The sequence below is a fragment of the Moritella sp. F3 genome, from assembly GCF_015082335.1.
Lineage (GTDB): Bacteria > Pseudomonadota > Gammaproteobacteria > Enterobacterales > Moritellaceae > Moritella.
The window spans coordinates 596,445-608,620 of the sequence record NZ_BLRL01000001.1; the positions used below are offsets into that span (position 1 = coordinate 596,445).

11 protein-coding genes are annotated in these 12,176 nt (G+C 40.3%); 9 read left to right on the plus strand and 2 right to left on the minus strand.

Going from position 1 to position 12,176, the window contains the following annotated elements:
• The first annotated feature begins 75 nt into the window (after nucleotides 1-75).
• Nucleotides 76-522: a universal stress protein gene (locus JFU56_RS02615; protein WP_198435715.1), complete on the plus strand. Its 447-nt coding sequence runs from the start codon at nucleotides 76-78 to the stop codon at nucleotides 520-522.
• A 137-nt stretch (nucleotides 523-659) separates the two neighbouring features.
• Here the strand turns inward: JFU56_RS02615 and JFU56_RS02620 are convergent, their stop codons facing one another.
• Nucleotides 660-1,253 carry a hypothetical protein gene (locus tag JFU56_RS02620; protein ID WP_198435716.1) on the minus strand — a complete coding sequence of 198 codons (594 nt, stop codon included), beginning with the start codon at nucleotides 1,251-1,253 and terminating at the stop codon, nucleotides 660-662.
• Nucleotides 1,254-1,428: 175 nt separating this feature from the next.
• On the opposite strand from JFU56_RS02620, the gene JFU56_RS02625 reads away from it, so the two are divergent.
• From JFU56_RS02625 to JFU56_RS02655, 7 genes are all read left to right on the plus strand, one after another.
• Nucleotides 1,429-1,974, plus strand: a complete 546-nt coding sequence (locus tag JFU56_RS02625; RefSeq protein WP_198435717.1) for a TetR/AcrR family transcriptional regulator — start codon at nucleotides 1,429-1,431, stop codon at nucleotides 1,972-1,974.
• A 140-nt stretch (nucleotides 1,975-2,114) separates the two neighbouring features.
• Complete coding sequence (locus JFU56_RS02630) at nucleotides 2,115-3,317, plus strand: MerR family transcriptional regulator (RefSeq protein WP_198435718.1); 1,203 nt, start codon at nucleotides 2,115-2,117, stop codon at nucleotides 3,315-3,317.
• 13 nt (nucleotides 3,318-3,330) lie between these two features.
• Entirely contained in the window at nucleotides 3,331-3,858 is a 528-nt protein-coding gene (locus JFU56_RS02635) for a GNAT family N-acetyltransferase (protein ID WP_242065813.1), read from the plus strand.
• 171 nt (nucleotides 3,859-4,029) lie between these two features.
• Entirely contained in the window at nucleotides 4,030-5,505 is a 1,476-nt protein-coding gene (locus tag JFU56_RS02640; protein WP_198435720.1) for a DUF3404 domain-containing protein, read from the plus strand.
• Nucleotides 5,502-6,152, plus strand: coding sequence for a response regulator transcription factor (locus tag JFU56_RS02645; protein ID WP_198435721.1), 651 nt, complete (start codon nucleotides 5,502-5,504; stop codon nucleotides 6,150-6,152). The genes JFU56_RS02640 and JFU56_RS02645 overlap by 4 nt, the downstream gene beginning before the upstream one ends.
• On the plus strand, nucleotides 6,149-7,021 hold the full coding sequence (locus JFU56_RS02650; RefSeq protein ID WP_198435722.1) for a DUF2861 family protein: 873 nt from the start codon (nucleotides 6,149-6,151) through the stop codon (nucleotides 7,019-7,021). The genes JFU56_RS02645 and JFU56_RS02650 overlap by 4 nt, the downstream gene beginning before the upstream one ends.
• A gap of 79 nt (nucleotides 7,022-7,100) precedes the next feature.
• The gene (locus tag JFU56_RS02655; protein ID WP_198435723.1) at nucleotides 7,101-9,425 is read left to right on the plus strand and encodes a glycoside hydrolase; all 2,325 of its coding nucleotides are present in this window, start codon (nucleotides 7,101-7,103) and stop codon (nucleotides 9,423-9,425) included.
• 57 nt (nucleotides 9,426-9,482) lie between these two features.
• Here JFU56_RS02655 and JFU56_RS02660 read toward each other — a convergent pair whose 3' ends face one another.
• Nucleotides 9,483-10,412 (minus strand): AraC family transcriptional regulator, encoded by a 930-nt coding sequence (locus JFU56_RS02660; RefSeq protein WP_198435724.1) that lies wholly within the window; start codon nucleotides 10,410-10,412, stop codon nucleotides 9,483-9,485.
• A gap of 118 nt (nucleotides 10,413-10,530) precedes the next feature.
• On the opposite strand from JFU56_RS02660, the gene JFU56_RS02665 reads away from it, so the two are divergent.
• A complete protein-coding gene (locus JFU56_RS02665) occupies nucleotides 10,531-12,051 on the plus strand; it encodes an aldehyde dehydrogenase family protein (protein WP_198435725.1) in 1,521 nt (506 codons plus the stop codon).
• Nucleotides 12,052-12,176: the final 125 nt, after the last annotated feature.

The window sequence follows — 12,176 nt, forward strand, 5'->3', positions numbered from 1 at the left end:
CATCTCTATTCCTTAATCTCGTCAACCAGATTAACTCTGCTACTCTTAATAGAGACATAGTAGAGGATAAACTCAATGAGTTATAACCATATATTAGTTGCAGTCGATTTAACTAGCCCCAGTGACATAGTCATGAGTAAAGCCGTCACATTAGCAAGAGAGGCTAATGCTAAGCTTTCACTTATTTATGTTAGTGCACATCACTTGAAAGTATCAGGCCCAGGGGACATCCCGTGGTTAGCGTCGCATGAAATAGAAGATACAGACACTGACGAAAAAGAGAAGGAGCAATACCAAACAGAGCTCAGCGCATTAGCCGAACAACTTGATTACCCCGTTGAAAACACGCTGGTTTTAATCGGTGAGTTGGAAGTGAAATTAACAACAGCGATCCATCAATTAGATGCAGATCTATTAGTGTGTGGGCATCATCATGATTTATGGAGTCGTTTATTATCTTCAATACGAAAAATTGCCAACACCGTCGACACTGATTTATTAATTGTTTACCTTGAAACATAATAAGACAGTCGATGACTAGCGTTCACATGATCGCATATGCCTCGTAACTCACTCAGATTAGCGACCAGTGCTTGATAATGTACAAGTCAAGATAATCTGTTAAGCCTGCAACGAGGATATGCTTTCATGTAATTACCTCACTCCTGCTCTGGACGGTATGGTTCTTCGCGCAGTACATGGCTGATTAATAACTTCAGATAAAAGAGTGGCAAAAACCATTCTAATCCTTGTGGTGCAGCAAAGCAGTAAGTAGCCAACATAATGCTCAATGAATATAGCATTAGCGCAACTGGACGTTGCAAATACAGAGGCGTTTTCAAAATAATCACACAAGCGAGCACCATAAAACCACCTGTCATCGCTATCCACATGAGGTCAAATCCCATGAATGCATAACTAAACAGAGATAGCTGCGTAAAGTGAGTCAGAATAAAACTCATATGCTGCTTAAAACCTTGGCCCTCACGATGAAACCAACGCTTCGCACTCGACGTTGCATTCGTGATGATGCCACCAATAATATCAACGGTAAGCAGACCTGCAATTAAGTATTGCGACCAACTCCAACCATATTGGGCAATATACCCATAAGCCACCAGCAAGATACCGGCGCCAAACGGGATATAGAGCTGTAAGTTTTTCTCTGCTTTAGTGGCTCCCGGTCCAATAAGCTTATCAATAACGCCCCAAAACCCAGACCTTGCGGTTGGTACATTCCAATCAATTTTCATATTAAAACCCTTTATATAGACCACCTGGTCTTTTTAAATTAATACACCACCCGACCAATGTAAAGATCTATTTTGTCCAACTGGACTAAATAAGGCTTTGTGTAGTATAGTCAGTAAGGTTACCGTAACCGACTTTAACAAAAGTAATTTAATAAAAATGACAGAGAAAGAATAGATGCCAAAGATCGTAGACCATGACAAAAGACGCAAAGATATAGCGCTACAAGCAACCGAGGTTTTCCTAAAATTCGGCTACAAAAACATTGGCATGAGACAGCTCTGTGAGCAATTAGGCATGAGTAAAAGTGCTGTTTATCATTATTACAAAAGTAAGGATGAACTCTTTAGAGCCGCAACAGAAGCTATTGTGAATTTTGATGCCAACGTATTAGCAGAGCGACCAGAATCATCTGCAGCAAACGATGTACAAAAAATAGAAAACTTCATCTTGATTCTTAATCAGATCGCCCCCCGTTTCTTCCAGGAAATGAAGCTGATTGCCGATTATATCGATACGATTGGAGAAGAGAATACTGCGACCGATTCATGCATGGCGCTTGCCAACCAAAAGTACATGTCAATGCTTGGTAATTATGTATCAGATACACATCAAGTCCCCTTGTATACACTGATTTTAGGGCTATTAAATCATCAAGTGATGATCGGAAAACCACTCGACGAAAACTATGTTATTGAACAATTGAAAAAGGTACTTAATTAACTCAACACCATTTTATGCTGTTCTTTAAGTCAATAACCTTAATCCCCTTCCCCCCATTTATTTGTCATTATTTAAAAATGACTCTTGACCTGTCTAAGGCTTCATAGTTTATAGTCTATCTATCAACGAGGGGAAATCGAATGTATAAAATTTCTGAATTAGCGCAAAAAGTTAACTTAAGCCGTACCACTTTGCTTTATTACGAAAAGCTCGGGCTAATTTCATCTAAACGACAAGCGAATGGCTACCGAAGCTATTCCGAGTTCGATCTCCAACGCGTTAAGCTCTTACAACAATTACAGTCTGGTGGGTTGTCGCTTAAAGAATGCCAAGCATGCCTTGAAGCCAAAATTAATCGTGAACAATTACAGCAGCGACTGCAGACGTTGGATGAAGATATAGCCCAAAAGCAGAAGTCGAGAGAACTGCTTTCATCAATGTTAGGCATGAGTTCAATGCGAGATTGGCACCAAGCGACAGATAAACACGCGCCATCAGCCCACTTAGATTGGTTAATGACGCAGGGATTCAGTGAAAAACAAGCATTGAGGTTAAAATGGCTATCGAAAGATATGAATAATCATGAGCAATATATGCGCGAGTTTGAGTTCATCTTTGATGGATTAGACAGACTCGGTCCAAGCTCTACAGATGATTCAATAAAGGCACTCAGTAGCATCCCAATTAAAGCGGGTGAACTATTAGAAATTGGTTGCGGTAAAGGCGTTACTACAATAGCCCTCGCTGAACATGCCCAGTTTTCTATTACTGGATTGGATAATGATGAATACAACCTGAGTTGCTTAAAAGAACATTTAGCGCAGCAGCTGCCTTTTAAGCCATTATCTTCACGACAATCCTCACAACCACACATAGAACTGATTTGTGCCAGCATGACTGATATGCCTTTTTCAGAACAACAGTTTGACGTTATCTGGTCTGAAGGCAGCGCCTATATCATGGGGATTAAGCAAGCATTGGAAAGCTGGAAACGCTTTATTAAACAAGACGGCTATTTAGTGGTTAGTGATTTAGTTTGGTTAACGGACTCACCTGATGATGAAGTTCAGCAATTCTGGCTAGACGCTTATCCAGACATGGCCACCGTTGCCAACCGACAGCAAATGATCGAAGACGCTGGTTATCAGGTAATTGATAGTTATACCTTGAGCCAAGTCTCTTGGGACAACTACTTACAGCCTTTACAGCAAAAGGTTGCTCAGTTAGCTGACCATGTTTTTGTATCCCCTGCTTTAGAAGATTTACAAAAAGAGTTAACAATCCACAGCAAGTACTTAGGCCAATACGGCTATCAAATGTTTGTACTTAAGATGAGAAACTAAAATGAATATTAATATGAAAATAAGAACAGAAACAACAGCAGATCATAACGTGATAGAAACATTAACTTACCGTGCCTTTGAGAATCACCCACACCATGCTCCTGGCGCAAAACCGACCGAACATCTTATTATTAATACATTACGTGATGCTGGAGTATTGACGGTATCTTTAGTGGCTGAAGATGACACTGGTATTATTGGCCATATCGCACTCTCTCCTGTCGCGATTAATGGTGTTACAACTAATTGGTATGGACTTGGACCTGTCGCCGTTGTTCCAGCGCGCCAAGGTGAAGGGATTGGTCGCCAACTTATCGAAGCCAGTTTAACAAAAATAAAGTCCCAAAATGCAGCTGGTGTCGTCTTACTGGGTGAACCTGAGTATTACGGTCGCTTTGGTTTCGAGACCCATGCAAACTTAACGCTTAAAGGCGTGCCGCCTGAATACTTTATGATTAAGTCATTATCTCATGATGACTGTGCGACGGCAGACAAGGAAATACCTGTGGGTGAAGTCACTTATCATGCGGCATTTAGTTAAGCTTAGATGGTTTATATTAGCCTGTCAGTACAGTTGAGAGGGATATAACTGTAACCACCATGCACAATTAAAGTCTTCATTTTTTAAATGATGACATTCAGATGACAAATAAATAGCTGAAACGTTTATAATCTCCACATGTAATCAATGATCCAGAGACCTTACAACCTCATGAGTGTTAATCCATTTTATCGTCGAATTATTAAGTTAGCATTTTCAACCTTGATTCTATTGTTCTCTGCGATCACTCAAGCCACTGAAGATACTTCAAATTTACAAACTCGTTGGCAGTTATTTTTCCAACAGGCTTCTAACCTGGCTTACGAAACCAAAATCACGCTTGAACAACTTAACCGTTACCCAATTCGGCTGTTACTTAGCAGTAATCAATTCCCCAATTTCGAAGACTATGATTGGACGGATATTCAAGGCCTTTGGCAATTACAGCAGACCTGTAACCTACTCGAAAAAACAACTATTTCAGACATTCAACAACGTCCAAAGTTAGCTCGTGCGATTCAATTTGAAACAGCTCTCTGTAACGATAAAGCGCTAGATGATGATTGGTTTGCTCAAGGCGAGATGTTGCACCCTACTGGCGGCAGTTATGCTGACCACTATTTAAGATCTTTGGATTATGACAAACAAGCTGAATTTATCACAACTCATGATCACAAGCTCACACTATCAAATCCGAGTCATCCTTTACACGAGTTACTCGACCCACTTTCCTCAGAAGGTAGCGATAGACTATTATCAGGATATAGGGCTTACCTCGCTCAGGATGGCAAGCTCTGGCTCAACGGTGAGTTCGGGTTGATGAGTATTAAAGAGCAAGATTGGCGTCAACTATTATCACCATTAGAAATAAATATTGAATCTAAAGCTAACGCGGAGCAAGTGTGTAACATAAGTTACAGTAATTTATGCATTCAACCAATTTCATTCATTAATCGTGGCCTAAAATGGCTAATCGCAATGCTAGCTCTAGTTTCTATCGGTTTTTTCTCTGTAGGCGTAATAAACCATAGAAACGAAGCTAAGGAACGGGAATTTATATTACAATTACTCACACATGAATTGCGCACTCCAATTACCAGTTTAGGCTTTACAGTTGAACTATTTCGCCGTCACTTTGATCAATTTGATAACAAAACTCAACGAATTTTTGGACGCTTACTTGCAGATCACCAACGTTTATCTCAACTCACAGAAACCAGTAAAGGCTTTTTAAGTACTGACCCTCACATTCAGTATCAAAAACAAACCGCTTATCTCTCTGATTGGCTTGACCACTGTTTAGATAAATACAACCTGGATTATAAACTAGACAATGATCAAGAATTAACATTACCTTATTATTGGCTCGGGATCTGCTTAGAAAATTTACTTAAAAATGCCCTGCAGCACGGTAAAGGAGATGTCACTCTATTTGTTTATACCAATCAGTATTTACGCATTGAAGTTATCGACCAAGGGCAATTCCCAAATAGATACCATCGATTAATGAAAAAAATCCGACCTACATACCATCACGATAATATGGGTATGGGCCTCACGATTGTGACACGTTTAATGAAGAAAATGGGTGGCCGATTTGTATATAAACACAATCCAACACGCTGTATCTTGGAGCTACCACTATGACAAAAATCCTTCTTATTGAAGACGATAAATTACTCGGAGAAGGGTTTAGTCAATACCTTACCGAAGAGGGATTCGATTGTCAGTGGCTCTGCGACTGTAACCAAATCAGTAAACATTGGATGCAAGCTGACTTAGTCATTTTAGATAGACAACTACCAGAAGGTGATAGCTTAACTTGGCTACCTCAATGGCTGATGATAAAAGCGATACCTGTTATTATATTAACCGCTAAAATCGACGTTGACCAACGCATAGAAGGCTTAATGGCCGGAGCAAAAGACTACGTACTTAAACCGTTCTCACACCTAGAACTACTCGCACGTATTCATGCTCAGTTACGCCCATTAGGTGAAAGTAAGCTTACCTATCAAAACGTACACATTGATGTATCAAAACGAATAGTCATTAGCGATGGTGAAACGCTAAACTTAAAAGCAAAAGAGTTTCAACTCCTACTTCTATTGGTTCAAAACCAAGGGCGTGTATTTCATCGTGATGAGTTACTTAATAAAGTGTGGGGCTTTCAGACATTTCCATCGACTCGAACAGTCGACAATCATATTCTTCATTTGAGACAAAAATTACCCATGCTGAATATAGAAACACTACGTGGAGTTGGTTACCGACTCATTGGGGCTGTGACATGAAAACAATAAAAAATATTTTGATGCTAGCAAGTACCATCCCCTTTTTTAACCAACAAGCAGTTGCTGGAGATTGGTTTATGCCCACTCCGCTAAAATCAGTTTATTCATCTTTAGTACAAGGCAATATACAACTTGCTTGGCAAGAGATGCAATTGGCTTTAAGCCTGCAACCGGTCGATGAAAAGCATTGGGAAAAAATCAAACAAACGATTATTAGTCGATCTCAATGTGGTCGACAATTAAATGACAATTCCCCCTTTAATGAATATCGCCATATCAGGCTAATGATCCAAAAAAAAACTAATCTAGTTCAACAGAGTTACCAACTTAAAATATCGCTTGATGGCGTAGAAAAGAGTACAGCAGTCTCTTTAGTCGATCAGCAAGGCCGAACATGGATGTCTGATAATACCACTGAACCAAAACTCGGTTATGCGGAAGTCGAAAGTAATGATCTTGTCCACCCACCCTCGCCTGGTTTTTACCAATTAACGATTGAGCAGGCTGTCTACCCTCTCATCTTATCTTCCAACAATGAGCAACCTTGGATAAAAGTAAATCGCAGTAATTCCGTATCACTCATTCATATTCAAACACCAGAAAAACGCATAAGTTGCCAACCAGCGAATACTCATTGGCAATGGTTTGATGAGGAATTTTCAATGATTGGTAACTCACAACAGATCCAATTCAACATCGCTAATTTATCCATAGAGGGAGCAGGAAGTGTTCGCCTTCCATCTCACGCCCCAAATAATGCTAAATGGTTAAGTGCAGTAGTCTCGCAGTCAGAATATCAAGGAGCCGTCAGAGTCGAATACGCTCAACGGTTTACCATTCCAGCGACTCTTATAACTAAATATAAATAAAAGACAAAGGGATGACAAAAGGTAACCAAAGTTAGTCTCTAATGAGCTTATCTTTACAATAACGGATCTACCTTTTGTTATGAATAAACTAATTTCAATTATATTTTTGTTAACCGGGATTGTTCTGCCGTTCTCAGTGGCCAGCACTGAAATGCAGAATAAATCAGCAAATTTTATCACGTTGAAAAATGCCAAACAGTCAATAATGATTGAACCAAGTTCTTTAAAAATTGATTGGTATACCCAAATTACCGATGTGCCGATTACCGAATCAGCTCTTTTAGTTGAAGGTGCTAGCCAACATGCATCTCAGATCATCCAAACCTCAGACACATCCGCGTCTTGGCTGTTAATGCCTAGTAACCTAGTCGTTAACGCTACTTTTGATAAAGCGCTAGAAATCACTTTCGAACTAGTATCTAAAACCCCGATTACGCGTAATAAACCGCAAACACTGAAATGGTTTAATTTGCCTGCCAAGCAAGCTAAGACTTTACTTATGCCATTCAATGAAGGGATGCGCATCCCTACAGACAACACCATGTGGGCGGATTATATGATGAGTGAATACTCAAGTTCAAATACCACCCAAGACCTTAAAATGCCATTTTGGAGTGTTGAATTCACAGATAATAAAAATTTGTTTGTAAGCTACCAATTACTTAATCCTACCAATAATAAGCTCAACTTTTCCATCTCAGAACAAAAATTAGACATGCAAGCATCACATCAATTTACAATGCTAAATCGCCATGAACCATTCGCTGTATTGATATCTTTAGGAAACGACCAATTAAGTGGTGCAAAGAAATATCGCCGATGGCGCAAGCATAATGGCTTTGTAAAGTCACTATCGGAAAAGCTCACTAGACAACCTCTACTCAAACGCTTGATTGGCGCAAGTCATGTCTATTTATTTGGTCGTGATGTACTGGCGTTAGAAGATGTTAAAGACTGGTGGGGACTAAAAGAATGGTACTTTACTCAATCAGACTTAGTACCGAGCAATGATGCAATAAAAATACTATTAAAGCTAAAAAAAGGGACTAATTGGTTAAATCAATACCATCAAAAAGTACTCATTGAGAGTATAAATTTATCTTTAACACAATTAGTTCCTGTACAAAAAACTGGTCAAAATGAAAATAACATAAAAAATCAATTTGAAGCGGCACAAAAAAGAAAAGCCTGGCTACTCGAAAATGCAGAAGACTATCTAATCGATGCCGAATTCTGGGGGCAGGCATTATCAAAAAAAATGATCAACAACTTCGAATCTGCAGGCTTAGAAAAACTTTGGATCGGTTTGGATAATTGGATGCCCGCCTTTTACCAACCCCAAGTAGTAGACCAAGCGAAACGAGCTGGTTACCTCATTGGTACTTACGATTCTTACAACACTGCAATTAGCAAAGGGATAAACGATGCTTGGCTCACAGCCCAACTACCCGATGCTATGCGCAAGCAGTGCGCTATCGAAAAAGCGAACGGACAAAAGAAAAAAGGGTTTCGTGGTCATGGTTTCTATTTAAATCCAGTCTGTAATCGAAGTTATGTAGAACAACGTATTACAGATGTCATTAAATATGGTCGTTTCAATAGCCTTTTTTTGGATGTAGATGCGACTGGAATGACTCGAGAAGATTACTCGAAAAATAACCGTATGAGCGAGACAAAAATGCTTGATGCCTTTAACCAACGTATGGCATGGATAGCATCAAACGAAGACATAGTGTTAGGTTCTGAAGACGGTAATGCACTCACAACGCAAGGTATTGCCTTTGCACATGGTATGGAAACGGTTGGTTTTGGCTGGTCAGACAAAGACATGAAGCATAATCGTAAATCACCTTATTTCCTCGGTGCTTGGTATCCAGATAATAAACCCGATTTTTTCTTCAAAGCCGCGCAAGTGAAACAGCCTTACAAAACGCTATTTTTCTCTCCCCAATATAAGGTGCCACTTTATCAAACCGTATTTCATGATGAAGTCATCAATAGTCACCACTGGCACACCGACAGTTTAAAATTCACCGATGTACAAGTCGAACGAGACTTAACTTCGATGCTCTACAATACACCGGCGATGGTACATTTAAGCCGTGATGAAGCGGACCAAATTGATGCACCACGTATTAAGGCGTTGCAACGCTATCAACAAGGGTTTTTACCTATTCATCAAGTTCTTTGGAACAAAGCCATGATAGATTTTAAATGGCTAGATAAACAAGGGTTATTACAACAAACAACCTTTAATGATGGGAGTCGTATTGTCGCTAACTTCACTCAAAAACCACAACGTTTGACAGATAATAGCGTCATTCAACCTACGTCCATTTTAGCTCGGTTAAGTGACGGGACAGTGGTCAATTGGAAGCCCATATCAGGTAATGTCATTCAGTAACCACACTCATTTTCTATCGGGGCTTACCTTCACTATTAACATCGTTGTAAACTCCGATTAATTCAACATAATCTTATGGCGATGTTGATACGTCTTTGGGCTTAGTCCATAAAAACGTTTGAAGATACGACTGAAATGACTGCTACTGATAAACCCAAGTTCAAAACTCACTTGGGTTATCTGCATCCCCGTCTTAATCAATTCAGCAGCCTTCTTCAAGCGTTGTTGCTGCTGAAAAGCCAACGGCGTACAACCAAAATTGGCTTTAAATTGATTGAAAAACTTAGTTCTGCACATACACGCAATACGGCACAACTGCTCTATCTCAATATTCTCGTTTAAGTGCTGCTGAATAAACTCAACCGCCATAGTTAAACCACTGTGATCGGGTTGCTGCTGGCAAAACGACATCATAAAATCACGACTTTGCTGACGTAACAAACGTACCGTCAATTCAGATACCGCTAAATTAATCATGTAACTACGATCAGGATCGTCATCAACGTATAACTCCGTCATGCGCTGCAACAATGCCTGAGTTTGGGCGTTGTGATGTGTATGTAGTAACTGTTGCTGATATCGAACAGGACCAAACTCACTGTGCTTTTCAGCTTGTGCATTCAGGTTATCAGCTATTTTCGCGATACGGTCGGTAGATATTTCAATCGCGAGACAACGAGTTGGTGCAGCTAAACTGGCAATGGGAAAATCAATTTCAACGCTTTGTCTTGGCGCTAATACAAAGGATTCATGGGGTACAAAGTCACTGTCATAGCTGGCATCCTGACTGTGCATGACCTTCTTACCGCTGATCATAGCGCAGAATAACGGATTGTCCGACTTCAACTCCACCCGTTTAGCTTGTTGAAAAGTATCATAAATACTTAACTGAGACTCGGGGCCATCATAACTGGTTTTGTTTTCAACCATCACTTCTGGCTGAAATGCTGGATCAAAATTCGATCCTCTATTAGGCACTATCTGCATCACACACTTCCTTGTTATGGACTGAGAGTCAATTTTTGCGAACTCCCAGCGCAGTTTATGACACACCGTCATGATAACTTCACTCTCTCGCAAAAAACAATAACTAAAGGAAAGAGTTATGATCTATGCAGCACCTGGAACCAAAGATGCACTTATTAATTTTAAGCCACGCTACCAAAACTTCATTGGCGGTCAATGGGTAGAGCCTCAAAATGGCTGCTATTTTGACAATATCAGCCCAATCAATGGCGAAGTCATCTGTCAGATTCCACGTTCAAACTACCTAGATATCGAACTTGCATTGGACGCAGCGCATAAAGCCAAAGATGCTTGGGGCTCAGCGTCAGTAACTGTTCGCTCTAATACCCTACTCAAAATAGCCGACCGTTTAGAACAAAACTTAACTCAACTTGCCATCGCAGAAACCTGGGATAACGGTAAAGCCATTCGTGAAACACTGGCTGCCGACATTCCTTTAGCGGTTGACCATTTCCGTTACTTCGCAGGTTGTTTACGCGCTCAAGAAGGCAGTATTGGTGATCTCGATGAGAATACTGTCTCATATCATTTTCATGAACCACTCGGTGTTGTTGGCCAAATCATTCCGTGGAACTTCCCTATTTTAATGGCAGCATGGAAACTAGCACCTGCACTTGCTGCTGGTAACTGCGTGATCTTAAAACCTGCAGAGCAAACACCGGCATCGATTTTGGTATTGATGGAATTAATTGAAGACCTATTACCTGCTGGTGTACTGAATATCGTCAACGGTTACGGCGCGGAAGCAGGCCAAGCGTTAGCAAGCAGCACACGTATTGCTAAGATTGCCTTTACTGGCTCAACACCTGTTGGCTCGCATATTCTAAAATGCGCGGCTGAAAACATTATTCCATCAACCGTCGAACTCGGTGGTAAATCGCCAAACATCTTCTTCCCCGATATTATGAATCATGAAGATGCTTATCTGAGTAAATGTATCGAGGGTGTGGTATTAGCCTATTTCAATCAGGGCGAAGTCTGTACTTGTCCATCACGCTTGTTAGTACATGAAGATATCTATGAACAGTTTATGGCTAAGATCATCGAACGTACCCAACAGATCAAACGTGGTAATCCATTGGATACTGACACTATGGTTGGCGCGCAAGCATCAAAAGAGCAATTTGAGAAGATCTTAAAATACATTGAGATTGGTAAAGAAGAAGGCGCTGAACTGCTTATCGGTGGCGAGATTGAAGAAGTGCATACCGATCATGAAAACGGTTTCTATATCCAGCCGACCCTGTTTAAAGGCACCAATAAAATGCGTATCTTCCAAGAAGAGATTTTTGGCCCAGTGATCGCAGTAACGACCTTCAAAACTGAAGAAGAAGCATTAGAGATAGCTAACGATTCTGAATTTGGTTTAGGTGCAGGCGTTTGGAGTCGCGACATGAATGTGGCTTATCGTATGGGTCGTAAGATCCAGGCTGGTCGTGTATGGACCAACTGTTACCACATGTACCCTGCCCACGCTGCATTTGGTGGTTATAAGAAATCCGGTGTAGGTCGTGAAACTCATAAAGTGGCGTTAGAACATTACCAACAGACTAAAAACTTACTTGTTAGTTATGACGTTAACCCACTTGGTTTCTTTTAATTAAGCTTCTATTTTAATTAATTTTCTATTTTAATTAACATTCTATTCTAGTTTATTCAATTAGCAGCTTAACGGTTATCTTATTATCGTTAAGTTGCTAATTTAGACCTATGTCCCCCTATAGT